We start from the raw sequence: 26,197 nt of genomic DNA, 5'->3' as shown, positions 1-26,197 counted from the left end.
CGCCGGACGACCCGCCCGGATCACTCGGTACTGTGGATCCGACCCAGCGGCGACGAGGAGCACCACCATGACCACCGACCACGACGCGCTACCCGTGGACGAGGCCGTGCGAGCCGTGCGCACCAGCTCCCGCCGCAAACAGGTGCTCGACGCCGCGGTGACGGTGATGCAGCGGACCGGGTTCCACCAGATGTCCATGCAGGCGCTGGCCGACGAGGCCGGGGTGAGCGTGGGCCTGATCTACAAGTACTTCGGCGGCAAGGAGGACGTCCTCCTCGCGACCATCCTCGCGATCCTCGACGCCTTCCGCGACCAGCTCGAACCGGCCATGGACGCCGTCGGCGACGACCCCGTCGAGCGGCTCGCCGCCGGGATGCGCCGCTACATCGAGATCGTGGACGAGAACCTCCACGCCACGGTGCTCACCTACCGGGAGAGCCGCACCCTCGACGACGCCGGACGCGCCCGGATCAAGGAACTCGAGGTGGAGTCCTCGGCGCCGCTGCGCGCCGCGCTCGACGCGGGGATCGATGCGGGCGTGATGAACCCGGTCGATGTCGACCTGATGGTCTTCGACATCATGCTGCTGGCGCACGGCTGGGCGCTCAAGCACTGGCACTTCGGGGCCATCTACACGCTCGACGAGTACATCCGGCTCCAGACCCGCTTCGTGCTGAACACGCTCCTCCCGGCCGAGCGCCGCGACGACTACGCGCAGTTGCTCACGTAGCCGACACGGGAAGCAGGTCGCCGCCGAGAGGTAGCGACCAGCGCGCCCCGCGCACCGTCTCGATCGCGTCGTGGCGGGAGGTCGGCATGATGCCGGGCAGCAGCAGCGTCCACATCTGGTCGATCCGCTCCTCGAGGTCGACGCGCCCGGCGAGGACGTCGGACAGGAGCTGCACGCCCGTGAACGCGGAGATCACGAAGTGCGCCAGCATCGACGGATCGAGGTGGGCATCCAGGTCGCCTTCCTCGACGGCACGACGGCCGAACGCCTCGCAGGCCGTGATCCAGTCCAGGTACGGCCCGGCGGGCTTGTCGAGACTGCCGAGTTCGAGGGTGAGCCGGATCCCGGCGCGCACGACGGGGTCCTCGATCATCTGCCGGCCGATGCCATGGCACAGCATCACGATCTGTTCGAGAGTCGACGCCTCGGTGCCGGCGATCGCATCGACGAGCGCGATCGAGCGGCGGTGCTGCTCGGCGACGATGGCGCCGGCAAGGTCGATCTTCGACGCGAAATGGAAGTACACCGCCCCCTTGGACAGTCCCGTGTCGCGGAGAATGTCGGCGAAGCTGGCGCCGTGGAACCCTCGTTCGTCGAACATCGCGGCGGCGGCGTGCACGATCTGCTGCCGGGTCACTGCGGCGCGGACTTGCTTGGCCACTCACTCACCTTTCTCGCGAGGCGGATTCCGACGAGACACCTCGGCCCGAGGCATCCGACGTACATCCCCTCGACAACCCCCGACCGACACACCGCCGACTCCCCCTGGGCGGCCCGCCGGGATCTGCGTCGATCCCGGCGGAAGGCACCAGCCACCTTAACAAGACCGATCGACCGTTCAACGAAGGGTGGACGGCACCGGCGTGCCCGCCCCGCTCCCCCTCGGCAGCACGGGCCGATCGGCGGCCCCGGCCTATCCGGCGCCGAGGGCCTTCTTCGCCGCGTCCTGCGCCTTGTCGACCTGCTCGGCGTACTTTCCGCCGGTCTTGCGGTCCGCGAGATCACCGGCCTTCTCGATCGCCTCGTCGACCTTGTCGGGGTTCTGCGCCGCGAACTCCTTGCCCTTGTCGACCAGCCCCTTGACCGAATCCATGAAACCCACGTCGCGTCCTTTCGTCCGAATGATCGAGCGGGCCAAGCCTGCCACAGCAGGTCGCGACCGGACGTGGGGCCGGGTCCGACGCCGCGCTATCGGACGTCGGGTCCGGGAGCCGGGCCGGGTCCGGCAGCCGGACCCGGTCCGCGACCTTCGGTGCCGAGGGTCTTCTTCACCGCTTCCTGCGCCTTGCCGACGTGCCGGGAGTACTGTCGGGGCCCCTTCGTCCGGGCGAGATCGCCGGCCTTGTCGATGGCGTTGTTCACCGTGTCCGGGTTCTTCCGGGCATAGTCCTTGCCCTTGTCGACCAGGCCCTTGAGCGAATCCATGAATCGCATCGGGTCCATCCCTTCTCTGTGCAATGGTCGGATCGTCACCAGCGTGCCACCGGTGGACGCAGAGCGGGAGATCCCTGTCGGGACCTCCCGCCGAAGACCTGCACTGCTACGGGCTGCGCGGGCCCGGCTGCGCCTGCGGGCCGGGATCGGACTCCGGGCCGGGCCGTCCCGCGGGACCCGGAGTCGCACCGGGAACGGGATGGTCCGCGCTACCGAGGTGCTTCTTCGCGGCGTCCTGCACCTTGTCCACGTGCTGGGCGTACTTGCCGCCCGTCCGGGCATCGGCGGCGTCGCCTGCCTTGTCGACGAACCCGCCGGCCTTGTCGGGGTTCTTCTCCGCGTACGCCCTGCCCTTGTCGACCAGGCCCTTGATCGAATCCTTCAAACCCATCTGCCGCTCCTTCCGTTCGAGGGATCGATGCCTCAGCGTGCCACCGCGGGCCGGTTCCCAAACCTGCCGCGGCGGCGCAGTGCCCTCGTCCCCGGCCGGGCCGGCGCAGTGCCCTCGTCCCCGGCCGGGCCGGCGCAGTGCCCTCGTCCCCGTCAGTGCACGCCCGGCAACAGGTCCTCACTGGCGGCGAACAGCCGGCGGTGCTCACCGTGGACTCGCCCGGTCACCCACCACGAGACCTCCACGAGGACCACGCCGATCGCCCCGCACGTGAACGCCGTGACCATTGCGCCGACGTTGGAGATGTCGAGGGCGAAGAACTCGCGGGCGAAGGGGAAGGCGAACAGGACCAGGTACCCGAGCACCGAACCGGCCAGCAGCACCAGTTTCCACATCACGTACGGCCGCGCCACCACGGCGAGCACCCACAGCGCGATCATGATCAAGGTGATCAGCGCCGCGGTGCCGGCCTGCATCTTCTGCGCCTCGGTCTGCTCGGGTCCGGCGTACACCAGGATGTAGCAGACGTACGTGCTGATCCCGATGATCACACCCGACGGGATCGCCAGGCGCATCACCCGCGACACGAAGCCGGAGCGGGCCCGCTCGTTGTTGGGGGCGAGCGACAGGATGAACGCGGGGACTCCGATGGTGAACCACGCCGCGATCGTCACGTGCCGCGGCAGGAACGGATACGGCATCGGCTCGTAGCCGAACACCTGGGACAACGCGCCCGAGAGCCCCACGAGGAACGCCAGCAGTACGGAGTACACGGTCTTGGTGAGGAACAGGTTCGAGACCCGCTCGATGTTGCCGATCACCCGCCGGCCCTCGGCGACGACGTAGGGCAGGGTGGCGAACTTGTTGTCCAGCAACACGATCTGCGCGACCGCACGGGTAGCCGGGCTGCCGGAGCCCATCGCGACCCCGATGTCGGCGTCCTTGAGCGCCAGCACGTCGTTGACCCCGTCGCCGGTCATGGCGACGGTGTGCCCGCGCGACTGGAGGGCTCCGACCATCGCCCGTTTCTGGTCGGGCCGCACGCGACCGAAGGTGGTGGCCGAGTCGAGGGTGTCGGCGAGCCGGTCGCGGTCCTCCGGCAGGGTGCGGGCATCGACGGGGTGATCGGCGTGCGGCAGGCCGAGCGACGTCGCGACCGCGCCGACCGACACGGCGTTGTCGCCGGAGATGACCTTGACCTCGACCTGCTGGCTCGCGAAGTACTCGAGGGTCGGCTTGGCGTCGGGCCGGACCCGCTGCTCGAGCACGACGAGGGCCTGCGCGGTGACCGTGCCGGGGGCGTGCGGGTCGTCGACGGGACGGTCGCACCGGCCGAGCAGCAGCACCCGCAGCCCCTGCGCCCCGAGCGCCTCGGCGCGCCGGGCCGCCTCCGAGCCGGGATCGAGCAGCACGTCCGGTGCGCCGAGCACCCAGTCGCCGTGGTCGCCGTACGACTGGCCGCTCCACTTCTTCGCCGACGAGAACGGGGCGACGGCGGTGGCCTCTCCCCAGCCGGGGTCGTCCGGCATCGCCTCGCGGACGGCGAGGACGCTGGCGTTGGGACGCGGGTCGTCGGCGGCCATCGCCGCGAGCGCGGCACGGGCGGCCGTCTCGTCGCTGCCGTCGACGCACACGACGTCCGCCAGGCGCATGCCGTTCTCGGTGAGCGTGCCGGTCTTGTCGGCGCAGACCACGTCGACGCGTGCGAGGCCCTCGATGGCCGGCAGTTCCTGCACGAGGCACTGCCGGCGACCGAGACGGATCACGCCCACCGCGAACGCGATCGACGTCATCAGCACCAGGCCCTCGGGGACCATCGGAACGAGCGCGGCGACCATGCCGCTGAGTGCCGGGCCGAGCGCCTCGCCGCTCGAGAACAGCTGGTTGTAAATGATGAGCAGGCCCGCCGGGATCATCAGGTAGGTGATGAATTTCAGGATCTTGTCGATGCCGGCGCGCAGTTCCGAGTGCACGAGCGTGAACTTGCTGGCTTCCTCGGCGAGCCGGGCTGCGTACGCGTCACGGCCGACCTTCGTGGCCCGGTAGGCGCCGCTGCCCGCCGCGACGAAGCTGCCCGAGAGGACGTGTGCGCCGAGCTCCTTGTGCACAGGATCGGCCTCACCGGTGAGCAGCGACTCGTCGAGTTCGAGCCCCTCGGCCTCGACGACGAACCCGTCCACCACCGCCTGGTCGCCGGGGCCGAGTTCGATGATGTCGTCGAGCACCACCTCGCGCGGCGGGAGCTCGGCCACCGCCCCGTCCCGGCGCACGAGAGGCTTGGCCTGGCTGACGATCGCGAGCCTGTCGAGGGTCCACTTGGCGCGGATCTCCTGCACGATTCCGACGGCGCTGTTGAGGATGATCAGCAGGCCGAACATGCCGTCGATGATCGAGCCGGTGGCCAGGACGATGGCCAGCAGGACGGCCAGGATCGCGTTGATGCGGGTGAAGACGTTGGCGCGGACGATCTCACCGACCGACCGCGACGCCCGGTCCGGCACGTCGTTGGTGGCGCCCCGGGCCACGCGTTCGGCGACCTGCTCGGTGGTCAGGCCCAGCTCGATGTGCCGCGCGTCGGTCGGGGGCGCGGCCGCCTGGTCGGCGACGGCGGTGGGCTCCTCTGCTGCCATGGGAATCAGGCTAAGCCACCCGCTGCGCTCCGCCGCCGTGCCGTGACGCGCCTCGCGCCGGGCTCAGCTGTCCGGGCGGACGAACTCGGGCTGGTCGAGCACGCGCAGCCAGCTGCCGTCGGGCTGGCGGCGGGCCACCTGGGCCCGGGCGCCGGCGCCGTCCTTCGGCGGGGTGGCGGTCAGCGCGAGGTCGCCGCTGATCAGTGTCGGCAGCGGCGGCTCGGGTTCGAAGTGGGGCGCGTGTTCCAGCACCTGCTCCCACAAGCGGCGGATGGCCTCGCGGCCCACCGTGCGACCGCCCGGCGGGTAGGCCATCACGGCGTCCTCCTCGTACAGTGCGGCGACACCCGCCGCGTCGCCGGCGTTGGAGCGCTCGACGAACAGGCGGGTGAGATCCTCTGGCTGCCAAGCCTTCTCTGCGTCGGACACGGTCATCCTCTCCAGGAACGGAAGCGGGACACCACCAGCCTCCGACCCGCAGAGTCAGAAGTCCAACAGATTGTTCTGATCGGAACTAGAATCCGGGGTTATGGAACTGCGGCAGCTCGAGTACTTCGTCGCGGTGGCCGAGGAGGCGAACTTCACCCGGGCCGCCCACCGCGTCCACATCAGCCAGTCCGGGATCAGCGCCCAGGTCCGCCGGCTCGAGCACGACCTCGGCGCCGCCCTGTTCGACCGCTCCACCCGCACCGCCACCCTGACCACGGCCGGGGAGGCGGCCCTGCCGCACGCCCGGGCCGCGCTGGCGTCCGCCGCGGCCGCCCGGCAGGCGGTCGAGGAGGTGACGGCACTGATCCGCGGACGGCTGGTGGTCGGCATGGTCACCGCCTGCACCGTCACCGGGCTGTTCGACGCGCTCGCCGCGTTCCACCGCGCGCACCCGGGGGTCGAGATCACCCTCGTCGAGGACGCCTCCGACCGGCTCGTCGAGCGGGTCCGCTGCGCCACCGTGGACCTCGCCCTCGTCGGCTCCGCCGGCAGCCCGCCCCCGGGCCTCGAGGCGCTCACCCTCGTCAGCGAACCGATCGTCGCGGCCGTGCCGCCCGGTCACCCGCTGACCGGACGCGCCCGCCTCACGCTCGCGGACGTGTGCGCGCACCCCGTCGTGTCCATGCCCGAGGGCACCGGGATCCGGACCGTGTTCGACCGGGCGTGTGCCGCCGCCGGCCTGCGCCCCGACATCGCCCTGCAGGCCAGTTCCCCGGACACCGTCGCCGACCTCGCCCTCCGCGGGCTGGGCGTGGCGATCCTCAGCCGCTCGATGACCGCGCACTTCGAGGGCCGGTTGTGCGGGCTCACCCTGGACGACGCTACCGGGCCCGCGGTGCTGTCGCTGATCTGGTCCGATACGGACGCTCCGGCCCTGCGCGAACTCGTCCGGCACAGCCGTCGCGCCTTCGCCGTCGCAGGGACCTAGGACACTTCCCCGGCGGCGGCCCGCGGCCGAGAATGGGCACGGGCCGGCGAACCGGCCGGAGTCGAATCCACGACGACAGGGGCGGACATGAATCTCGAGGATCTGATGGCCAAGGCACGCGACACGGTCACGGTCAAGCGCGTGTACTCGGAGCCGGTCGAGAAGGACGGCCTGACGGTCATCACCGCGGCCGTGGTCTCCGGCGGTGCCGGCGGAGGCGGGGGGTACTCGCCCGACGGGGAGAACGGCGAGGGCGGCGGCTTCGGCGTCGGGGCTCGCCCGGTGGGCGCGTACGTCATCAGCGGCGGCAAGCTGTCGTGGCAGCCGGCGGTGGACGTCAACCGCCTGGTGCGTACCGTCGCGAGTGTGGCGATCGCCTTCCTCGTCACGCGGGCGCTCGTCGAACGCAAGCGTGCCGCTACGACGAGCTGACACCGCTCACAGCGTCGCGAGGACGAACGACAGCACGAATCCCGCGGCGGTGCTCAGCGCGACCGTGGGACCGCCCTTCTCGTAGGCCTCCGGCATGAGCGTGTCGGCCAGCGACGCCAGCACCGCGCCCGCCGCGAACGCCAACGGCAGGGAGATCGTCTCCGGCGGGGTCACCGCGAGCGGCCCGGCCCCGACGACGACGGCGACGGTCAGCAGCGTGGCGCACGCGACCCACATCCCGAGGATGTACCCCCGGGACCGGCCCTGAGCACGCATGGAGGCGCTGCCGACGAGCGACTCCGGGAAGTTGGACACGAAGATCGCGACCAGCAGGGCGAGGCCGCCGGTGCCCTCCCCCAGGGACACACCGAGCGCCACGTTCTCGGGCACCCCGTCGAGCGTGACCGCCGCCAGCAGCGCCAGCCCGGCCGCCCCGCTCACCGAGGACGACGACGGCGCGGTTTCCTCGGCGGCCGCGTCGACGTCGAGTTTCTCGCTACCGTGGTCCTTCTCCCGCCGGCCCTCGGCCACCCGGTCCAGCCACGCGCTGAGCACGGTGAACACGAGCGCGCCGACGACGAGTCCGATCGCCGCGCGCCAGATGCCGCCCTTCTCGTACGAATCCTCGAACAACTCGAACGACAGGGCGGTGATGAGCGCGCCGGCGGCGAACGCCAGCATCGCCGCGAGAACGCGTTTGGGGATCTCCACCCATCCGCCCACCAGGGCACCGAGCACCAGCGCGCTCGAGGCGATGATCCCGAAGATCAACGATTCGACGATGGCCCCGCCCTCCCTCCGACGCTCCCCGACGGACGGCGGGATACCCGCTGCGGCGGCCCGGAAACCCCCTACCGGCCCGGAAACCCCTACCGGCCCGGGGTCAGCCGAGCGGAACCCACCACGGATCCTGCGAGCCCGGCCGCAGTGCGTCGACCCGCTGCCCCGGCATCGGCACGGCCGTGGGCACCCCCTCCTCCCGAGCGGCGGGCAGGAGCCGCGCGATCGGCTCCGACCACGCGTGGAACGCCAGGTTGAAGGTGCCCCAGTGCACGGGGACGAGCAGGCCGGGGTGGTCGCCGCCCCCGAGATCGAGGTGGGTGCGCACCGCCTCCTCCGGGTTCATGTGCACGTCGGGCCACCGCGGGTCGTACGCGCCCACCGGCAGCAACGTCAGATCGAACGGGCCGTAGCGGTCCCCGATGCCGGCGAAGCGGGGCGTGTAGCCGCTGTCGCCGCCGAAGAACGCGGTTCGCGTCGGCCCCGCGATCACCCACGACGACCACAGCGTGATGTTGCGGATCAGGCCGCGTCCGGAGAAGTGCCGCGCCTCGGTGCACGTGACGGTGAGCGCGCCCACCTCGGTGTGCTGGTCCCAGTCCAGCTCGACGATCCGGTCGGCCGGGATCCGCCACCGGCGCAGGTGCGCGCCCACGCCGAGCGGCACCAGGAACCGGGCCTCGCGCTGCGTGGCCGCGAGCGCCTCCACGGTCTCGCGGTCCAGGTGGTCGTAGTGGTCGTGGGAAATCACGACGGCGTCGATCGGCGGCAGTTCCGCCAGTTCGACCGGCGACGGGTGCAACCGGGCCGGGCCCACGGCCGGCGACGGCGAGACCCGCTCGCTCCACACCGGGTCGGCGAGGATCCGGTGGCCGTCGATCTCGAGGAGGACGCTCGAGTGCCCGTACCAGGTGACCGCCAGTTCCGCGGCCTGCACCGGCGCGAGCTGCGGCGCGAGCGGCACCGCGTCGCGCGGCGTGCCGGAAGACCGTCGGGTGAGCATGTCCTTGACGAGGCTGCCGCCGGCCTCGGGCAGCACCGTGCTGCTCGGCTCCGAGTTGTGGAACCGGCCGTTCCGATACCGGGGTGAGCCGGCGGCGTACGGGCGGATGTCCGCCGGAGTCGCGCCGATCGAGCCGGGGACGCCGCGGGCGGCGCGCGCCACCCACAGCAAGCCGGCGCCGGCGAGGGCGGACGAGGCGGTCTGCTTGACGCTCACCCCACCACTGTAGAGGGGCGCGGGCGCGCTCAGCGGCCGCGGAAGACCGGCTCCCGGCGTTCCGCGCGGGCGAGCCGGGCCTCCTGGACGTCCTCGCTGAGCCACGCCGCGGCCAGCGCGGCCGTCTGCTCGGGCGACGGCTCGTCGCGGGTGCCGTCGTCGTTGAGGAACAGCTTCATCGCGTGCAGCGACAGCGGTGCGAGCTTGGCGATCTCGTGTGCCCAGGACTGCGCGGCGACGAGGTCGCCGATCCGGTTGGCCAGGCCGCGGTCCACGGCCTCGTGGGCGTCGACCGGCTCGGCGGCGAGCAGCACGGCCCGCGACGGGCCGCCGCCGAGCAGGGAGGCCAGCCGTCGTACCGTCCACCGGTCCACCGAGATACCAAGGCGCGCCGCGGGAATCGCAAAGCGAGCACCCGGCGCGACGACCCGCAGGTCCGCGGCGAGAGCGAGCTGGGTGCCCGCGCCGATGGCGGGGCCGTTGATCGCGGCGATCACCGGCACGGGCGCCTCCTGGATGGCACGCAGCATCTCGCCCAGGCTGTCGAGGAATCCCTCCGCGTAGACGTCCCCCGACAGGTCGGCGCCGGCGCAGAAGCTCGAGCCCCGGCCGGTGATCACGACCGCACGCGCACCCCCGTCGAGTGCCTCCTCGAGCCCCTCCCGGACCTGGACGCACAGCTCGGTGTTGAGCGCGTTGCGGCGCTCCTCGCGCCGCAGTTCGAGCGTGACCACGTCGCCGTCGCGGCTGATCCCCATCATGTGTGCTTCACCTTTCGTCGCCGGCACGCATCATCGCACCCGCCGCGCACGGGCGCGACGTCGCTCCGCGTCAGCCCTCGTCCGCGCGCGGCCGGCCGGGCTTGCGGATGCGCCCGGCGTCGCGCGGCATGCGTCCCGCCTCGCTCAGCGCGCGCCGGAGCAGGAACTCGATCTGCGCGTTGGTGCTGCGCAACTCGTCGGCGGCCCACCGCGCGAGCGCGTCGTGGACCGCCGGGTCGAGCCGAAGCAGGAGCTTCTTGCGTTCCGCCATGGCGTCGACGAGCCCTCAGGCGTAGAGCGATCCGGTGTTGAGCACCGGTTGCGCGCTCTGGTCACCACACAGGACCACCAGCAGATTGCTCACCATCGCGGCCCTGCGCTCCTCGTCGAGCTCGATGGTGTGCTCCTTCTCGAGCTGTTCGAGGGCGGTTCCGACCATGCCGACCGCACCCCTGACGATCTGCTCGCGCGCGGCGATGACGGCACCCGCCTGCTGGCGGCGCAGCATGGCCTGCGCGATCTCGGGCGCGTACGCGAGCCGGTTGATCCGGGATTCGACAACGCGCACGCCGGCGGATCCGACCCGCTCGTCGACTTCCACGGAGAGCCTCGAGGTGATCTCGTCGGCGTTCTGCCGCAGCGACAACGTCTCCGGGCCCGCGTCGTACGGGTAGCTGCCGGCGATGTGGCGGACGGCCGCCTCGGTCTGCACGGCGACGAACTCCTCGAAGTCGTCGACGTCGAACACGGCCCGGGCGGTGTCCTCGACCTGCCACACGATGACGGCGGAGATCTCGATGGGGTTGCCGTCGGCGTCGTTGACCTTGGCGATCCCGGTCTCGTGGTTGCGGATGCGGGTGGAGATCTTGCGCCGGGTGTTGAGCGGGTTCATCCAGCGCAGCCCGTCCTGCCGGAGGGTGCCCGAGTACGAGCTGCCGAGCAACTGCAGCACGCGGGCCTCGTTGGGTTCGACGAGGACCAGGCCGGCGAGCGCCACGGTGGCAGGGACGAACAGCACCGCACCGGCCACGACAAGCGCGACGTTGTGGTTCACCGCGCCGAACACGGCGAGCGCCGCTGCCACGACGTCCACGGCGAGCGCGATCGCGAGGACGGACCAGCCGCTCGCGGATCGTCCGGGCCGCTCGATGGTTACGGAGGGGGTGGCGGACATGGCGGTGACTCCCTTCCCGGTCATTGCAATGCGATATTAAAGTGATATCACATTTTTGGCCGTGCGGGAAAGCCCGTGAGTCCCTCCGACGGTGGTCGCGCCGGCCCCGATCGTGCCGACGGCACGGCCCCGATCGTGCCGACGGCACGGCGGCGACGGGGACGCCGGTGCATCATGGGTGCGGACCCACGGAAGGGAGGGCGGTGATGACGACGGACGCACCGGCGACCCCCGTCGACGTCGTGGTGATCGGCGCGGGCCAGGCCGGGCTGTCCACCGCCTACTTCCTGCAGCGGTTCGGCGTCGAACCGGAGTCCGGGTTCGTCGTGCTGGACCGGTCGTTCGGCCCCGGCGGCGCCTGGCAGGAGCGGTGGCCGTCGTTGACGCTGAGCACCGTCAACGGAGTACACGACCTGCCGGGGTGGCCGTTCTCCGAAGCGGTCGACACCACCGCCGGGCAGGTGCCGGCGGCCGCCGCGGTTCCCGAGTACTACCGCGCCTACGAGGCCCGCTTCCACCTGCCGGTGCACCGCCCCGTCCAGGTCGGCGTGGTGTGCGCCCGCGGCGAGCGACTGCGCGTGGAGACCGACCGCGGCGTGTATTCCGCCCGCGGACTGGTCAACGCCACCGGCACGTGGGAACACCCCTTCGTGCCCTGGTACCCGGGCGCCACCCGCTTCCGCGGACGCCAGCTGCACACCCGGGACTACCGCAGCGCCGACGAGTTCACCGGCCGCCACGTCCTCGTCGTCGGCGGCGGCATCTCGGCGGTGCAGCTGCTCGACGAGATCTCCCGCGTCACCGAAACCACCTGGGTGACCCGCCGCGAACCCGCCTGGCGCGACGAGGATTTCACCCCGGAACTCGGCCGGGCCGCCGTCGCGCTGGTCGAGGACCGGGTACGGCGGGGCCTGCCGCCCGGGTCGGTGGTGTCGGTGACCGGACTGCCGGTCACGCCCGCTATCCGTGCGGCCCGCGAACGCGGCGCACTCGACCGCCTCCCGATGTTCGACGAGATCACCGAGACCGGCGTCCGGTGGCCCGACGGCACCACGCTCGATGTCGATGTCATCCTGTGGTGCACCGGTTTCCGCAGTTCCCTCGACCATCTCGCGCCCCTCGGCCTGCGCAATCCCGGCGGCGGCATCACCATAACGGGGAAGCTGGCGACGCAGGTCGCCGCGGACCCGCGGGTCCACCTCGTCGGGTACGGGCCGTCGGCGTCGACCATCGGCGCGAACCGCGCCGGTCGCGCCGCCGCCCGCGAACTCGTCGACCATCTCGCGGCCACCGCGCCGGGGCCGTGATCCGCCGCATCGGCGCCGTCCTGGCGATGGTGTCCGCCGGACTGGTGCTCACCGCGCCGGCGACGGTCGAGATCGTCGTGCTGCCGCCGCCACCCCCGGCACCCGCCCCGCCCGTCGTGCCTACCACCGAGGAGGTGGCGGCACGGATCACGCCGGCCGTCGTCACCCTCTCCGCCAACCGCGGCTGGCGCGGCATCTCGGGCACCGGCATCGTCCTCACCGCCGACGGCACGGTGCTCACGAACCACCACGTCGTCACCGGCGCCACCGACATCAGCGCGGTCAGCCCCCACACGGGTGCGAGTTACGACGTCGCGGTGCTCGGCTACGACACCACCCTCGACATCGCCGTACTGCAACTCGGCTCCGCCGCCGGCCTGCCGGTCGCGGCCGTCACCGAGAGCCCCCTTCCGCAACCGGGAGCGCCGGTGACCGCCTTCGGCAACGCGGACGGCGGCGGGGTCGTCGTGCCTGCGCCCGGCACGGTCGTCGCCGTCGACAAGACGGTGTCGGTGCGCGATTCGATGGACGGATCCCTGCGCCGGCTCAGCGGAATGCTGCAGGTCGACGCGGCGATCCGGCCCGGGGACTCCGGGGGTCCGCTCGTCGACGCGTTCGGCACCGTCGTGGGGGTGAACACCGCCGGGGCCCTGGAACCGGATCCGGCCGTCGTACCCGACCCACCCGAGGCGTACGCGGTGCCCATCGGGATCGCCCTCGACGTGGTGGACCAGGTCCGTACCGGCACGAGCGCCGGGACGGTGCACGTCGGCCCGACCCCGCTGCTCGGCGTGAGCGTCACCACCGGCCGGACCGGCGGCCAGGAGACCGGCGCCGAAGTGCTGTGGGTCGGCTACGGCACCCCGGCCGCAGGCACCGACCTCGAGATCGGCGACGTCATCGTCGCGTTCGACCGGCGCCCGGTCTCGTCCACGGCGGACCTCGAGGAAATGCTGATGGCGCGACGGCCGGGCGACAGCGTGGAGATCGGCTGGCTCGACGCCGCCGGGCAGCGACGCACCGCCACGCTCACGCTGGACGCCGGCCCGCCCCGCTGACAGGCGACCGGCGCGATGCTCGCGCGGCTGTGTGGCCGAATGTGACATGCGTTCGATCGGATCGAAGCAATGTGACATCCGGCCGGGAACGGGCCGTCGGCACGGGCGGTCAGGCGAACCGGTGCGTGGTCTGCCCGAACGGCCCCTTGGCGAAGACGAGCACCTTGCTCGGCTCGACGCGGAAGACCCAGCCCGGGTCGTCCACCGGCCCGACGGCGTCGCCGTGGACCTCGAACCGCCACTGCTGGCCGTACTTGACGTAGTACGCCTCGGCGACGTCGCGCAGCGCGTCGCCGTCCGTGACGCGCCGGGCGCGCCCCTCGACCACGACGTCCGTGCCGGCCGCCCACGTCGCGACGCCCGTGGTGACAGCCACCGCATCGTTGTGCCGGAGGTTGTGGGTCTTCTGCTCGCCCGGGCCCGTGCAGAAGACGAATCCGCCCGCGTGCCACAGTCCGATCAGCGGTGTCACATGCGGTACGCCGTCGCGCCGGACCGTGCTGAGCCAGTACAGCTGCGCGGACTCGAGAAGCTCCTCCGTGTCGGTCCACGGCAGGGGCGGCTCCCCTTCGTCCCCGAAGCGGGCATCGACGGTGGTGGTGACAGGTGTGCTCACGACGACTCCTCTCCCGGCTCCGGCCGGAGCCCGTATCGATACGGACCGGTCGGACCGGGAGAACTCATCGCCCGCGCGGGCCGAATGTCACACTGCGTCGATCAGATCGAACGCGTGTCACATTCGGCCACCGCCCCGGCCCCGCGGATCAGGAGAACGTGGCGGGATCGCCGCCGATTCGGCCGCCGTCGTCGTGCAGCCCGCGGATGCGGTCGAGGTCGTCCGCGGTCAGCTCGAAACCGAAGACGTCGAAGTTGCTCGCGATGCGCTCGGGCGTGACGGACTTCGGGATGACGATGGTGCCGAGCTGGATGTGCCAGCGCAGGATCACCTGCGCGACGGTGCGGCCGTGCGCCTGCGCGATCGACGTCAGCGTCGGGTCCTCGAGCACGGTGCCCTGGCCGAGGGGGCTCCAGGCCTCGGTGGCGATGCCCTTGCCGGTGTGATACGCCCGCAGCTCGGCCTGGTTGAACCGCGGATGCAGCTCGATCTGGTTGACGGCCGGGACCTCGCCGACGGCGTCGATCAGCCGGTCGAGATCCTCGATCCGGAAGTTGGAGACGCCGATCGAGCGGGCGCGGCCCTCCGCCTTGATCTTCTGGAAGGCGCGGAAGGTATCGATGTAGCGGTCCTGGGCCGGCGCCGGCCAGTGGATCAGGTACAGGTCGACGTAGTCGAGGCCGAGCCTGCCCAGGCTCGTGTCGAAGGCGCGCAGCGCCGAGTCGTAGCCCTGGTCGCTGTTCCACAGCTTGGTGGTGACGAACAGCTCGTCGCGGGGGACGCCCGAGTCGCGCAGCGCGCGGCCGGTGCCGGCCTCGTTGCCGTAGAGGGCCGCGGTGTCGATGCTGCGGTAGCCCACCCGCAGCGCCTCGGTCACCGCGTCGTAGCTCTGCTCGTCCTCGACCTGCCACAGGCCGAAGCCGAGCTGCGGAATGGTGTTGCCGTCGTTGAGGGTGATCGTGGGAACGGTCATGATCGGCCCAACCCGTTCCGGCCGCCCGGTGTTCCCCGCATCCCACCATCCGGAAACCCCGCGACGCGCGTGGGGATAATCGAGAGGTGACTGCAACACTGCGCATCAGCGGCCTGTCCGCCTCCCGGGGCGAACGCACCCTGTTCACCGACCTGAGCCTGACCGTCGCGCCCGGCGACGTGATCGGCCTGGTCGGCGCCAACGGCGCAGGCAAGTCCACCCTGCTCACGACGCTCGCCGGGGTCGGCACCGCCGACGTCACCGGCACGGTCGTCCTCAGCCCGCCCGACGCCACCGTCGGGTATCTCGCCCAGGAACCCGAGCGCGTCCCGGGCGAGACGATCCTCGGCTTCCTCGGCCGACGGACCGGTGTCACCGACGCCGAGCACGCGATGAACGCCGCGGCCGAGGCGCTGGGGACCACCGACGTCGACGACTACACCCCCGCCCTGGAACGGTGGCTCGCGCTCGGCGGCGCGGATCTCGCCGAACGCGCCGAGAAGGTCGTCGCCGACCTGGGCCTCGAGGTCGGGCTGGACGCGCCCATGACGGGGCTCTCCGGGGGACAGGCGGCGCGGGCCGGGCTGGCGGCCCTGCTGCTGTCCCGGTACGACGTGCTGCTGCTCGACGAACCCACGAACGACCTCGATCTGGCCGGCCTCGATCAGCTCGAGCGATTCGTCGCCGAGACCCGCACCGCGCTGATGGTGATCAGCCACGACCGCGAGTTCCTGGCCCGCACGGTCACCGGGATCGTCGAACTGGATCTGACGCAGCAACAGATCGCGGTGTACGACGGCGGTTACGAGGCGTACCTCGTCGAACGCGAGGTGGCTCGGCGGCACGCCCGCGAGACCTACGAGGAGTACGCGGACACGAAGCAGGAGCTCGAGGATCGCGCCCGGATGCAGCGCAACTGGCTCGAGCACGGGGTCCGCAACGCCCGCCGCAAGTCCAAGGACAACGACAAGCTCGGCAAGAAGTTCCGCGCCGAGGCCACCGAGAAGCAGGCGGCGAAGGCGCGGCAGACGCAGCGCCGCATCGAGCGGCTCGACGTCGTCGAGGAGCCGCGCAAGGAGTGGGAGCTGCGCATGTCGATCGCGGCGGCGCCGCGCAGCGGTGCGGTGGTGGCCACCCTGAACGGCGCACGCGTCGACCGCGGCGACTTCGTGCTCGGCCCCGTCACGACGCAGGTGCAGTGGGGCGACCGGATCGTCGTCACCGGCCCGAACGGCGCCGGGAAGACGACGCTGCTGCGCCTGCTGCTGGGCCGGATCCGGCCCGACACCGGCACCGCGGCCCTCGGGTCGGGCGTGAAGATCGGCGAGATCGACCAGGCACGTGCGCTGTTCGAGGGCGACGAGCCGCTCGTGGACGCCTTCGCCGCGCAGGTGCCGGATTGGCCGGACGCGGAGGTGCGGACGCTGCTCGCCAAGTTCGGGCTCAGGGGCCACCACGTGCTGCGGTCCGCGTCGTCGCTGTCACCGGGCGAACGCACCCGGGCCGGACTGGCCCTGCTGCAGGCCCGCGGGGTGAACCTGCTGGTGCTCGACGAACCGACGAACCACCTGGACCTGCCCGCGATCGAGCAGCTCGAGCAGGCCGTCGACAGCTTCGAGGGCACGCTGCTGCTGGTCACCCACGATCGCCGGATGCTCGCCAACACCCGTTCGACCCGCCGGTGGCACCTCGACGAGGGGCGGCTGACGGAGGAGCCGGCATGACGGCGGGCAGCGTCCGGGTGGACAGCTGGACCTGGGCGGTGCGCCTGTTCAAGACGCGGTCCGCCGCCGCGGCCGCGTGCCGCGGCGGGCACGTGCGGGTCAACGACGCCCCCGCGAAGCCGTCGCAGCCCGTGAAGGTCGGCGACGAGGTGCGGGTGCGCGTGGCCGGGGCGGAACGGATCGTGCGGGTGACGCAGCTGCTGGCCAAGCGGGTGGGGGCGCCGGTCGCCGCCCAGGCGTACGAGGACCACAGTCCCCCTCCCCCACCCAAGGAGATCCTCGCCTCGATTCCCCGCCGCGACCGCGGCACGGGCCGGCCCACCAAGCGGGACCGGCGCGAGCTCGACCGGCTCCGCGGGCTGCTCGAGTAGGACTCCCGCGGGTCTTTCGGCGGCGCGCCGGGGTGCTGCCTGCCGCGCGGACGCGTCGACACCGCTTGACCGTTCGTTGGGTTTTTACAATACTTCGTTGTATGAGTCCGGTACGTCGGGGGGAAACCCTGCCGATCCACAACCGCATCCGCGTCCTGCGCGCGGAACGCGGGATGAGCCGCGCGCAGCTCGCGCAGCTCGTCGAGGTCAATCCCCAGACCGTCGGCGCCCTCGAGCGTGGCGACCACTACCCGAGTCTCGACCTCGCCTTCCGCATCTGCGACGTCTTCGGCCTCCCGGTCGAGGCCGTGTTCTCCCGCACCGAGTTCGGGCCGCTGTCCACCGAGGTGTACCGGATCCGCACCGCAACCGAAGGACGTGACGCACAGTGACCGAGATGCCCGTGCACGACGCCACCCTCCTCGAACGGTACGAGGCCTTCCGCACCCGGCGCTTCCTGAGGAACGAAGAAAAGTTCCGGAACATGTTGCCGCGCTGGCGCACTCGTCGACGCCGCCGAATCCTGGTCGTGGCCCTCGCCGCGACGTTCGTTCTCATGTTCACCGTGGGCGTGCTGTGCCACTTCTTCGAACGGGGACCACTGCTGTGGCTGCCGGCGTGCCTGGCGTTCTTCCCCCTCTGGATCTCGCTGCAGATCGTCTCGGGCCGGCAGGGTGACGCACCGCGCGCGGCCCTCGACGAGCGGGAGATCCAGGAACGCAACAGCGCTCGCTCGATCGCCCTGACCGTGACCCAGTCCCTGGTGATGATTCCGGTGCTCTACCTCGTCGTCGGCAGCGTGCTGACCGACGGCATGCATCCCAGGATGGCCTATGCGGGCGGGCTCATGACGCTGACCGCGACGCTGATCGGCGGTTGCCTGCCCGCGATGATCCTCGCCTGGAACAACCCCGATCCCGACGAAACCGACTGACGCAGAGAACAACCCGAGAAGACGGAGGAAACGTGACGCTCACGATCAACGGTGTCTCGAAACGATACGGTGACGTCGTCGCGCTCGACGACGTCACCTTCGACGTGCGGCCCGGTGAGCTGTTCGGCTTCGTCGGCAGCAACGGCGCCGGGAAGACCACCACCATGCGGATCGTCCTCGGGGTGCTCGCCGCCGACTCCGGTGAGGTCCGGCTCGACGGCCGGCCCGTCGACCTCCAGGTGCGCCGCACCATCGGGTACATGCCGGAGGAACGGGGGCTGTACCCCAAGATGCAGGTCGGCGCGCAACTGTCGTATCTCGCTCGGCTGCACGGACTCTCCCGTTCCGAGGCCGATGCCGCCGTGACGCGCTGGACGAGCCGGCTGGGCATCGCCGAGCGGGTGGACGACGCCGTCGACGCGCTCTCCCTCGGTAACCAGCAGCGGGTCCAGCTCGCGGCCGCCCTGGTGCACGACCCGAGGGTGCTGGTCCTCGACGAGCCGTTCTCGGGCCTGGACCCCGTCGCCGTCGACGTCATGAGCGACGTGCTGATGGAGAAGGCCGAAACCGGTGTCCCGGTGATCTTCTCGAGCCACCAGCTCGATCTCGTGCAACGGCTCTGCCACCGTGTCGGGATCATTTCCAAGGGAACGATGCGCGCCGTCGGCACCGTCGACGAACTGCGCGGCCACGGTGAGGCTCGGCTCGAGGTGCACGCCCCACAGGCCCCCGAGGGCTGGGCCGCCGGGCTGCCCGGCGTCACCACCGTCGCGCACGGCGGCGGGCGCACCGTCCTCGTCCTCGGCAACGGCGCCGACGACCAGCAGATCCTCCGGGCCGCGCTCGCCACCGGCCCGGTGCACGAGTTCTCCGTTCGTCGGCCGACATTGACCGACCTGTTCCGAGAGGTGGTCGCAGCGTGAGCGCCCCGTTGAGTCCCGCCCGCGCCGTCGCGCTGGTGGCCCGCCGTGAGTTCCTCACCCAGATCCGCAAGAAGAGCTTCCTGATCAGCAACGCGATCATCCTGCTCGCGATCGTCGGCGGCATCGTCGCCGTGTCGCTGTTCTCCGGCGACGACGAACCCGCCACCGTCGGCGTCGTCGGCGACCCGGCCCTCGGCGCCGCCGTCACCGCCGTCGGAGAAGCCACGGGCAGCCCGGTCGACGTCACGGAGATCCCGGACGCCGGCACCGGCCGCGACCGGGTACGCGACGGCGAGCTCGACGTCGCGCTGGTCCCGGGCCCGGCGGGTTCCGTCACCGCCGTCGCCGAATCGGAGATCGACCCGGCCCTGCGCGCGACGATCGACACGGCCGTCGCGCAGCAGGCGCAGGTCGACGCCCTCACCGCGCGCGGCGTCGACCCGTCCGCGCTGGCGGCGGACACCGCCCGCGCCACCGTGACCGTCGAGGCCCTCGACCCGCCGGACCCGGAGCAGGCGCAGCGCACCACCCTGGCGATCGCGGCGGTCGTGTTGCTCTACATGCAGATCATGATGTTCGGGATGTACGTGGCGATGGGCGTGGTCGAGGAGAAGTCGTCGCGCGTGGTGGAGCTGCTGCTGTCGACGCTGCGCCCGCTGCAGTTGCTGTGGGGCAAGATCCTCGGCATCGGTGCGGTGGGTCTGCTGCAGCTCACCGCGTACGGGGTGGCCGGGGTGGGGGCCGGTCTCGCCACCGGCACACTCACCGTTACCGGCGCGGCCCTGGGCACGCTCGCCGGCACACTGGGCTGGTTCGTCCTCGGGTTCGCGTTCTTCGCGGTCCTCTACGCCGCGGCCGGCTCGATGGTGTCGCGCCAGGAGGACGTGAACGCCACCGCGTCCCCGCTGATGGTGCTCATCGTCGCGATGTTCTTCGCGGCCTTCTCGTCCGTGGACGACCCCGAGTCGACGTGGAGCACCGTGCTGAGCTGGATCCCGCCGTTCTCGGCGATCCTGATGCCGCTGCGCATCGCCTCCGGCGTGGCGACCCCGCTGCAGATCGTCGGCACGATCGTGCTGATGCTGCTCGTGACCGGCGCCCTGAGCGTGGTCGGGGCGCGGATCTACCGCCGGTCCATCCTGCGCATCGGCCGCGTGGTCACCTGGAAGGAGGCGATCGGCCGGTAGGCGCCGGTGCGTCCTTCGGGAGCCTGGAGGCGCCCGAAGGACGCACGGCTAGGGTCGTGCCATGGCCCTCAGGATCTCGGCGCAGGAGTTCATCGACAGCGTGCTCGACGCGGGCAGCTTCCACTCCTGGGACACCGCCCCCGTCGACGTGCACCCCGACGAGCAGTACCGCGCCGAGCTCGAGGCCGCGGCGGCGAAGTCCGGCGTCGACGAGTCCGTGATCACCGGCGTCGGAACCGTGCACGGCCGGCACGTCGCGGTGATCGCCTGCGAGTTCGCTTTTCTCGCCGGGTCGATCGGGGTGGCCGCGGCCGAGCGCATCGTCCTCGCCGTGGAACGCGCCACCCGCGAGAAGCTGCCGCTGCTGGCCTCCCCCACGTCCGGCGGCACCCGGATGCAGGAGGGCACCCTCGCGTTCGTGCAGATGGTCAAGATCGCGGCGGCCGTCACCGCTCACAAGGCCGCGCACCTCGGCTATCTGGTGTACCTGCGCAACCCCACCACCGGCGGGGTGTTCGCGTCGTGGGGTTCGCTCGGGCACGTCACCGCCGCCGAACCCGGCGCGCTCGTCGGCTTTCTCGGCCCCCGCGTCTACCAGGCGCTCTACCACGAGGCCTTCCCGGAGGGCGTGCAGACCGCCGAGAACCTGTCCCAGAAGGGCGTGATCGACGGGGTGGTGCCGCTCGCCGGGGTCCGCCAGCTCGTGCACCGGATGCTCCGCGTGCTCACCGAGCCGACGGTCATCGATGCGTCTGCAGGTCCCGCGGTCACCTCCGCCGACGACGTGCCCGACGTGCCGGCGTGGCAGTCGGTAATGCTCTCCCGCCGGACGGAGCGTCCCGGCATCCGGCAGTTGCTGCGGCATGCCGCGGCCGCGCAGGTCCCGCTGTCCGGCACCGGGCAGGGCGAGTCCGACCGCACCGTGCTGGTCTCGCTCGCCCGGTTCCGCGGCGCGTCGTGCGTGCTGTTCGGCCAGGACCGCAGCGGGCAGTCCGCAGCGCGGACGATGGGTCCGGGCGCGCTGCGCGAGGCGCGGCGCGCGATGCGGCTGGCCGACGAACTCCGCCTTCCCCTCGTGCTGGTGATCGACACGCTCGGCGCCTCGCTGTCCAAGGAGGCCGAGGAACGCGGACTCGCACCGGAGATCGCCCGCTGCCTGGCCGACCTGGTGACCCTGCCGACGCCCACGGTGTCGGTGCTCCTCGGGCAGGGCACCGGCGGTGGCGCGCTGGCGCTGCTGCCCGCCGACCGGGTGCTGTGCGCGCAGAACGGCTGGCTCGCCCCGCTGCCGCCCGAGGGCGCCAGCGCGATCGTGCACCGCGACACCACCCACGCCCCGCAGATGGCGGCGGCTCAGGGCATCCGCTCCCGCGACCTGCTGCGCGACGGTGTCGTCGACGGTGTGATCCCCGAGTTCCCCGATGCCGCGGAGGAGCCCACCGAGTTCGCCAAGCGTGTCGGTGCCGCCGTCGCCCGCGAACTCGGCGTGCTCGTCGGCCAGGACCCGACGCTGCGATACCGGCGGCGGCTCGAGCGCTACCGGAAGCTGGGGCTGCCCCGGTAGCCGCGTGCCCGCTCACCGACGCCGAGGCGCCGCCCGGCGCACCGGCCGAACGGGCAGTGCCTCACCCCGGGGGCTCTCGAATAGGGTGGTCAGCGTCACAGGCTGTGGTCAGAGAGGATGCGAATCGATGAGCTCGTACGCGGAGGCCTTCCGGCAGAGCGTGGAGGACCCCGAGGGGTTCTGGCTCGAGGCGGCCCGCGCCGTGGACTGGGTGAACGCGCCGACGCGCGCCCTCGACGGCTCGCAGGCCCCGTCGTTCCGCTGGTTCCCCGACGGCACGCTCAACACCAGCTTCAACGCCCTCGACCGGCACGTGCAGGCCGGGCACGGCGACCGGCCCGCCCTGATCTGGGATTCGGCGATGGTCCCCGCCAAGCGCACCTACACCTACGCCGAACTGCTGGACGAGGTCGCGGCCTTCGCCGGGGTGCTGCGCGATCAGGGCGTCGTCGCCGGCGACCGCGTCGTGATCTACATGCCGATGATCCCGGAGGCCGCGATCGCGATGCTCGCGTGCGCCCGCATCGGCGCCGTGCACTCGGTGGTGTTCGGCGGTTTCGCCGCCAAGGAACTCGCCACCCGCATCGACGACGCCCGGCCGGTGCTGCTCGTCACCGCCTCCGGCGGCCTCGAGCCGGGCCGCACCGTCGAGTACCTGCCCATGGTCGAGCAGGCACTGTCGCTGTCGCAGACCCCGCCGCACACCGTGATCGTCAAGAACCGGGAGATGATCCCGGGCTCGGCCGCCGACTACAAGGCCTCCGTCGCCACGTGGTTCGACTGGGACGAGCTCACCGCCGACGCGGACCCGGCCGGGCCGGTCACCGTCGCGGCCACCGACCCGCTGTACATCCTCTACACCTCCGGCACCACGGGGAAGCCGAAGGGCGTGGTGCGCGACAACGGCGGGCACGCGGTGGCGCTGACCTGGTCGATGCGCAACATCTACGACATCTCCCCCGGCGACGTGTGGTGGACCGCGTCCGACGTGGGCTGGGTCGTCGGCCACTCCTACATCGTCTACGGCCCGCTGCTGATCGGCGCGACCACCGTCATGTACGAGGGCAAGCCGGTGGGCACACCGGATGCCGGCGCGTTCTGGCGGATCATCAACGAGAACAGCGTCGTCGCGTTGTTCACCGCGCCCACCGCGATCCGCGCCGTCCGCAAGGCCGACCCCGAGGCGAAGGAGCTGGAGAACTACGACATCTCCTCCCTCCGTACGCTCTTCGCCGCGGGCGAGCGGCTCGACCCGGACACCTACGAGTGGGCGACGAAGGTACTCGACCGGCCCGTCGTCGACCACTGGTGGCAGACCGAGACCGGCTGGGCGATCGCCGCGAACCTGCGCGGCCTGGACCCCATGCCGATCAAGGCGGGCTCGCCCACCGTGCCGGTACCGGGCTACCGCGTCGACATCGTCGATGCCGAGGGCAAGCCCGTCGAAGCCGGCACCGAGGGCAACATCGTGATCGCTCTGCCGCTGCCCCCGGGCACCCTGACCGGGCTGTGGCAGGACGAGGACCGCTACCGGCGGTCGTACCTGGAGACCTTCCCGGGCTACTACCTCACCGGCGATTCCGGTTACGTCGACGAGGACGGCTACGTGTTCGTCCTCGGCCGGTCCGACGACGTCATCAACGTTGCCGGCCATCGGCTTTCGACCGGAAGCATGGAGGCCGTGGTGGCGTCGCACCCGGCCGTCGCCGAGTGCGCGGTCGTCGGCATCCGCGACGAGCTCAAGGGCCAGCGGCCGTCCGGTTACGTGGTGCTCAAGTCCGGCGTCGAGATCGACCCGGAGACGCTGCGGCAGGAACTCGTGGCGATGGTGCGCGAGCAGATCGGCGCGGTCGCCACATTCCGTGACGTGACCGTGGTGCAGGCGCTGCCGAAGACCCGCTCCGGCAAGATCCTCCGCAAGACGATGCGGCAGATCGCCGACCACGAGCAGTACACCGTGCCGTCGACGATCGAGGACCCGTCGGTGCTCGAGGCGCTCGAGCAGCAACTGCGCGGATAGCTCGCCGCTCGCAACGTCGAGAGGGAGGTTGTTGCGGAGCCCTTTCGGGCGATGCCGCAACAACCTCCCTCTCGACAAGGAGACCTCCCGCTCAGTGCTTGCGGCGGCGGCGCACCACCTTGCGCTTGCCGTTGCGCTTGCCGCGGCGGCGCGCCACCCGGCCCACGACGAGGGCCGCGACGATGCCGCCGACGACGGCCGCGACGATCTGGGGACGTTCCTGCGCTTTCACCTGGACTTCGTGCACCTTCTCCTGGGCGGCCGACTTCGCGCGGGCCGGGACGTCGACCTTGTGGGCGAGGGCCTCCACCGTCTCGGCGAGCTCGGCGCGTTGCTGCTCGACGCTGGGCACCGCGTCGGCGGCCTCGGTGTTGCGTGCGGGGTCGGGACCGGTCATCGCACATGCTCCTTCACGGTGTTCACGTCCTTGCGGATACTTTCCGCCGTCTCGCTCGGTACCGGTGGGGCCGAGTTCTTGGCCCGCGACCTGCCGACGGCGGCCAGGGTGCCGCCGACAGCCAGGACGATCAACGAGACGATCAGCGCGGCCAGCCACGGGGAGAGCACGGTGGCGAGCCCCAGGATCGCGGTCGCGATGAGGGCGCCGACGCCGAGGTAGATCAGCATCAGCCCGGCACCGGCGATGCCGACGCCGACGCCCATCCGGGTGCCCTTGGCCTTCACCTCGTCGAGGGCGTGGGTGACCTCGGTGCGCACCAGGGTCGGCACCTGGGTGGTGAGCCGCTCGATCAGTTGCGCGGTGGACAGTTCGCTGGGGTCCGTGGCACTGTGCGTGCCGCCGGGGGACGCGGTCATCGTCGAGTCCTTTCGGTGTGGTGCGACGTCTCGGTCCGATCTGTCGCCCTCCGCATCGTCGTCGGCGCCCTCGCGGGCCGACGCGGTGTGCGCAAGGCGGAGTTCACGGCCGCGGTCGATGTCCTCTTGCCGCTTCTCCTCGTTCTTCTCGATGTTGCGGGTGTCCCGCGGCGGCAGCTGCAGCGTCTCCTCCGCCTCGATGCCGGCCTGCAGCTGACGTCCACGCTCGAGCTCGGCGTCGAACTCCGCGCCGAACAGCAGCGCGAGGTTGGTGATCCACAACCACAGGAGAAACACGATCGCGCCGGCGAGGGAGCCGTAGGTCTCGTTGTAACTGCCGAAGTTGGAGACGTAGAACGCGAACGCGACCGACGCCACGATCCACGCGAGGATCGCGATGGCGGCACCCGCACTGATCCAGCGGAACTTCGGCTGCGTCACGTTCGGCGTCGCGTAGTACAGCACGGCGACGATCATGATCACCAGGATCAGGATCACGGGCCACTTCGCGATGTTCCAGACCGTCACCGCAGTCTCGCCGAGCCCGATCACGTCCCCCATCGCCCGGGCCACGGGACCGCTCACGACGAGCATGAGGGCCGTCGCGCCCATCGCGATCAGCGCGAGGGCGGTGATGAGCAGCATCCACGGCCGCAGCTTCCAGATGGGGCGTCCCTCGTCGACCTCGTAGATGCGGTTCATGGCGCGGCCGAACGCGCCGACGTAACCCGACGCCGACCACAGCGCACCGGCGATACCGACGACGAGCGCGAACCCGGCCGCCGGCGCCTGCACGAGTTGTTCGACCGGGCCGCGGAGCGTGTCCACGGCGGTGGCCGGGCCGAGATCCTCGACGATCTGCATCACCGCGTCCACGGTGCTCTGTCCCTGGCCGAACACGCCGAGCAGGGACACGACGACGAGCAGCGCCGGAAACAGGGACAGCACGGCGTAGTACGTCAGCGCGGCGGCGAGGTCGGTGCACTGATCATGACTGAACTCGCGAGCGGTCTTGCGCAGCACGAACTTCCACGACGGTTTCGTCAGGTCGGTCGGCGAGTCGGGTTTGCGAGAATCGTCCGGTCGCGGGAAGTCCTCCGCCACGTCGGGGTCGCCGTGTTTGGCCGTCATGTTGCCGCGATTACCCGTACACGGTGGGGACCAAACGCCGCAACCGGCCGGAACAGGAGGCCGAGCGGCGTAGGAATGAAGGCATGACGAGTGCACACACGGTGTTCCATTCGATCGTCGGCCGCCTGGATCAACCGGTGTTCGTCGTCACCACCCGGGTCCTCGAGGAGCGCACCGGGTGCCTGGTGGGGTTCGCCACCCAGGCCAGCATCGACCCACCCCGGTTCCTGTGGGGTTGTCCACCTCGAACCGCACCTTCCGGGTGGCCACCGCCGCCGAGCATCTCGTCGTCCACGTACTGGGACGGGACCAGCTCCCCCTGGCTCGCCTGTTCGGCGGCGAGACGGGCGACGAGGTGGACAAGTTCTCGCGATGCGCGTGGCACGACGGCCCGCACGGCCTGCCCGTCCTCGACGGCGTCCCGGCGTGGTTCATCGGACGCGTCGTCGGCCGGGCCGCGCTGGGCGACCACGTCGGATTCCTGCTCGACCCGGACGGCGGGGAGTGCCACGGCGAACTGAACGACGTGATCCGGCACGGCGACGTCCGTGACCTCGACGCCGGGCACGCGCCCTGATTCCCCACGGCGCCGCGACGCGTGGTGT

The 26,197-nt window shown here is 71.4% G+C and carries 28 protein-coding genes and 1 pseudogene; 14 read left to right on the top strand and 15 right to left on the bottom strand.

Features of this window, described 5'->3' with window-relative positions; genetic code table 11:
• The first annotated feature begins 67 nt into the window (after window positions 1-67).
• Window positions 68-730 carry a TetR/AcrR family transcriptional regulator gene (locus tag HFP48_RS07145; RefSeq protein WP_029541912.1) on the top strand — a complete coding sequence of 221 codons (663 nt, stop codon included), beginning with the start codon at window positions 68-70 and terminating at the stop codon, window positions 728-730.
• Here HFP48_RS07145 and HFP48_RS07140 read toward each other — a convergent pair.
• The 6 genes from HFP48_RS07140 to HFP48_RS07115 form a co-directional block, all read right to left on the bottom strand.
• Window positions 723-1,391 (bottom strand): ScbR family autoregulator-binding transcription factor, encoded by a 669-nt coding sequence (locus HFP48_RS07140; protein ID WP_168579284.1) that lies wholly within the window; start codon window positions 1,389-1,391, stop codon window positions 723-725. The two genes, HFP48_RS07145 and HFP48_RS07140, sit on opposite strands and share 8 nt — an antisense overlap.
• A 252-nt stretch (window positions 1,392-1,643) precedes the next feature.
• Window positions 1,644-1,832 carry an Rv0909 family putative TA system antitoxin gene (locus HFP48_RS07135; protein WP_006941081.1) on the bottom strand — a complete coding sequence of 63 codons (189 nt, stop codon included), beginning with the start codon at window positions 1,830-1,832 and terminating at the stop codon, window positions 1,644-1,646.
• An 86-nt stretch (window positions 1,833-1,918) separates the two neighbouring features.
• Window positions 1,919-2,164 carry an antitoxin gene (locus HFP48_RS07130; protein WP_168579283.1) on the bottom strand — a complete coding sequence of 82 codons (246 nt, stop codon included), beginning with the start codon at window positions 2,162-2,164 and terminating at the stop codon, window positions 1,919-1,921.
• Window positions 2,165-2,270: 106 nt separating this feature from the next.
• On the bottom strand, window positions 2,271-2,555 hold the full coding sequence (locus HFP48_RS07125) for an antitoxin (protein ID WP_168579282.1): 285 nt from the start codon (window positions 2,553-2,555) through the stop codon (window positions 2,271-2,273).
• 152 nt (window positions 2,556-2,707) lie between these two features.
• Window positions 2,708-5,185 (bottom strand): HAD-IC family P-type ATPase, encoded by a 2,478-nt coding sequence (locus tag HFP48_RS07120; protein ID WP_065922925.1) that lies wholly within the window; start codon window positions 5,183-5,185, stop codon window positions 2,708-2,710.
• A 63-nt stretch (window positions 5,186-5,248) separates the two neighbouring features.
• Complete coding sequence (locus tag HFP48_RS07115) at window positions 5,249-5,614, bottom strand: nuclear transport factor 2 family protein (RefSeq protein ID WP_006941088.1); 366 nt, start codon at window positions 5,612-5,614, stop codon at window positions 5,249-5,251.
• A gap of 100 nt (window positions 5,615-5,714) precedes the next feature.
• On the opposite strand from HFP48_RS07115, the gene HFP48_RS07110 reads away from it, so the two are divergent.
• Window positions 5,715-6,602 carry a LysR family transcriptional regulator gene (locus HFP48_RS07110; protein ID WP_043797769.1) on the top strand — a complete coding sequence of 296 codons (888 nt, stop codon included), beginning with the start codon at window positions 5,715-5,717 and terminating at the stop codon, window positions 6,600-6,602.
• Window positions 6,603-6,689: 87 nt separating this feature from the next.
• A complete protein-coding gene (locus tag HFP48_RS07105; RefSeq protein WP_168579281.1) occupies window positions 6,690-7,034 on the top strand; it encodes a sporulation protein in 345 nt (114 codons plus the stop codon).
• A 6-nt stretch (window positions 7,035-7,040) separates the two neighbouring features.
• On the opposite strand, the gene HFP48_RS07100 is transcribed toward HFP48_RS07105, so the two are convergent.
• The 5 genes from HFP48_RS07100 to HFP48_RS07080 form a co-directional block, all read right to left on the bottom strand.
• Entirely contained in the window at window positions 7,041-7,805 is a 765-nt protein-coding gene (locus HFP48_RS07100; RefSeq protein WP_210432811.1) for a zinc permease, read from the bottom strand.
• A 112-nt stretch (window positions 7,806-7,917) separates the two neighbouring features.
• Window positions 7,918-9,033 (bottom strand): MBL fold metallo-hydrolase, encoded by a 1,116-nt coding sequence (locus HFP48_RS07095; RefSeq protein WP_006941094.1) that lies wholly within the window; start codon window positions 9,031-9,033, stop codon window positions 7,918-7,920.
• A gap of 29 nt (window positions 9,034-9,062) precedes the next feature.
• Window positions 9,063-9,794, bottom strand: a complete 732-nt coding sequence (locus HFP48_RS07090; RefSeq protein WP_029541887.1) for an enoyl-CoA hydratase — start codon at window positions 9,792-9,794, stop codon at window positions 9,063-9,065.
• 70 nt (window positions 9,795-9,864) lie between these two features.
• Window positions 9,865-10,065 (bottom strand): hypothetical protein, encoded by a 201-nt coding sequence (locus HFP48_RS07085; RefSeq protein ID WP_050034723.1) that lies wholly within the window; start codon window positions 10,063-10,065, stop codon window positions 9,865-9,867.
• Between the two features lie 15 nt (window positions 10,066-10,080).
• Window positions 10,081-10,968, bottom strand: a complete 888-nt coding sequence (locus tag HFP48_RS07080; RefSeq protein WP_168580535.1) for an SPFH domain-containing protein — start codon at window positions 10,966-10,968, stop codon at window positions 10,081-10,083.
• A gap of 206 nt (window positions 10,969-11,174) precedes the next feature.
• Between HFP48_RS07080 and HFP48_RS07075 the strand changes: the two genes are divergently transcribed.
• Together HFP48_RS07075 and HFP48_RS07070 are read left to right on the top strand one after the other, a co-directional pair.
• Complete coding sequence (locus HFP48_RS07075) at window positions 11,175-12,275, top strand: NAD(P)-binding domain-containing protein (RefSeq protein ID WP_168579280.1); 1,101 nt, start codon at window positions 11,175-11,177, stop codon at window positions 12,273-12,275.
• Complete coding sequence (locus tag HFP48_RS07070; protein WP_029541879.1) at window positions 12,272-13,333, top strand: trypsin-like peptidase domain-containing protein; 1,062 nt, start codon at window positions 12,272-12,274, stop codon at window positions 13,331-13,333. The genes HFP48_RS07075 and HFP48_RS07070 overlap by 4 nt, the downstream gene beginning before the upstream one ends.
• 109 nt (window positions 13,334-13,442) lie before the next feature.
• Here HFP48_RS07070 and HFP48_RS07065 read toward each other — a convergent pair whose 3' ends face one another.
• Both HFP48_RS07065 and HFP48_RS07060 read right to left on the bottom strand, forming a co-directional pair.
• Entirely contained in the window at window positions 13,443-13,949 is a 507-nt protein-coding gene (locus tag HFP48_RS07065) for a pyridoxamine 5'-phosphate oxidase family protein (RefSeq protein ID WP_006936055.1), read from the bottom strand.
• A gap of 148 nt (window positions 13,950-14,097) precedes the next feature.
• The gene (locus tag HFP48_RS07060; protein WP_102799640.1) at window positions 14,098-14,922 is read right to left on the bottom strand and encodes an aldo/keto reductase; all 825 of its coding nucleotides are present in this window, start codon (window positions 14,920-14,922) and stop codon (window positions 14,098-14,100) included.
• Between the two features lie 86 nt (window positions 14,923-15,008).
• On the opposite strand from HFP48_RS07060, the gene HFP48_RS07055 reads away from it, so the two are divergent.
• From HFP48_RS07055 to HFP48_RS07020, 8 genes are all read left to right on the top strand, one after another.
• Window positions 15,009-16,646 carry an ABC-F family ATP-binding cassette domain-containing protein gene (locus HFP48_RS07055; RefSeq protein ID WP_168579279.1) on the top strand — a complete coding sequence of 546 codons (1,638 nt, stop codon included), beginning with the start codon at window positions 15,009-15,011 and terminating at the stop codon, window positions 16,644-16,646.
• Window positions 16,643-17,017 carry an RNA-binding S4 domain-containing protein gene (locus HFP48_RS07050; RefSeq protein ID WP_006936062.1) on the top strand — a complete coding sequence of 125 codons (375 nt, stop codon included), beginning with the start codon at window positions 16,643-16,645 and terminating at the stop codon, window positions 17,015-17,017. Before HFP48_RS07055 ends, HFP48_RS07050 begins: the two co-directional genes overlap by 4 nt.
• Before the next feature lie 101 nt (window positions 17,018-17,118).
• The gene (locus tag HFP48_RS07045) at window positions 17,119-17,409 is read left to right on the top strand and encodes a helix-turn-helix transcriptional regulator (protein ID WP_029541869.1); all 291 of its coding nucleotides are present in this window, start codon (window positions 17,119-17,121) and stop codon (window positions 17,407-17,409) included.
• A 5-nt stretch (window positions 17,410-17,414) separates the two neighbouring features.
• Window positions 17,415-17,951, top strand: a complete 537-nt coding sequence (locus tag HFP48_RS07040) for a hypothetical protein (protein ID WP_029541866.1) — start codon at window positions 17,415-17,417, stop codon at window positions 17,949-17,951.
• A 32-nt stretch (window positions 17,952-17,983) separates the two neighbouring features.
• The gene (locus HFP48_RS07035) at window positions 17,984-18,874 is read left to right on the top strand and encodes an ATP-binding cassette domain-containing protein (RefSeq protein ID WP_029541864.1); all 891 of its coding nucleotides are present in this window, start codon (window positions 17,984-17,986) and stop codon (window positions 18,872-18,874) included.
• Complete coding sequence (locus HFP48_RS07030; RefSeq protein ID WP_168579278.1) at window positions 18,871-20,061, top strand: ABC transporter permease; 1,191 nt, start codon at window positions 18,871-18,873, stop codon at window positions 20,059-20,061. Before HFP48_RS07035 ends, HFP48_RS07030 begins: the two co-directional genes overlap by 4 nt.
• Before the next feature lie 61 nt (window positions 20,062-20,122).
• Window positions 20,123-21,625, top strand: a complete 1,503-nt coding sequence (locus HFP48_RS07025; RefSeq protein WP_029541857.1) for a carboxyl transferase domain-containing protein — start codon at window positions 20,123-20,125, stop codon at window positions 21,623-21,625.
• Between the two features lie 127 nt (window positions 21,626-21,752).
• On the top strand, window positions 21,753-23,645 hold the full coding sequence (locus tag HFP48_RS07020) for a propionyl-CoA synthetase (RefSeq protein WP_168579277.1): 1,893 nt from the start codon (window positions 21,753-21,755) through the stop codon (window positions 23,643-23,645).
• 91 nt (window positions 23,646-23,736) lie between these two features.
• Here HFP48_RS07020 and HFP48_RS07015 read toward each other — a convergent pair whose 3' ends face one another.
• Both HFP48_RS07015 and HFP48_RS07010 read right to left on the bottom strand, forming a co-directional pair.
• Window positions 23,737-24,042 carry a DUF3618 domain-containing protein gene (locus tag HFP48_RS07015; protein ID WP_006936071.1) on the bottom strand — a complete coding sequence of 102 codons (306 nt, stop codon included), beginning with the start codon at window positions 24,040-24,042 and terminating at the stop codon, window positions 23,737-23,739.
• On the bottom strand, window positions 24,039-25,592 hold the full coding sequence (locus tag HFP48_RS07010) for a YhjD/YihY/BrkB family envelope integrity protein (RefSeq protein ID WP_006936072.1): 1,554 nt from the start codon (window positions 25,590-25,592) through the stop codon (window positions 24,039-24,041). Before HFP48_RS07010 ends, HFP48_RS07015 begins: the two co-directional genes overlap by 4 nt.
• Window positions 25,593-25,675: 83 nt before the next feature.
• Here HFP48_RS07010 and HFP48_RS07005 point away from each other — a divergent pair.
• Window positions 25,676-26,169 (top strand): annotated as a pseudogene (locus tag HFP48_RS07005) (flavin reductase family protein).
• Window positions 26,170-26,197: the final 28 nt, after the last annotated feature.

Source organism: Rhodococcus sp. DMU1, from assembly GCF_012272955.1.
GTDB lineage: Bacteria > Actinomycetota > Actinomycetes > Mycobacteriales > Mycobacteriaceae > Rhodococcus > Rhodococcus aetherivorans.
Note: the sequence above shows the minus strand (reverse complement) of the source record. Positions and strands in the feature narration are given on the sequence as shown.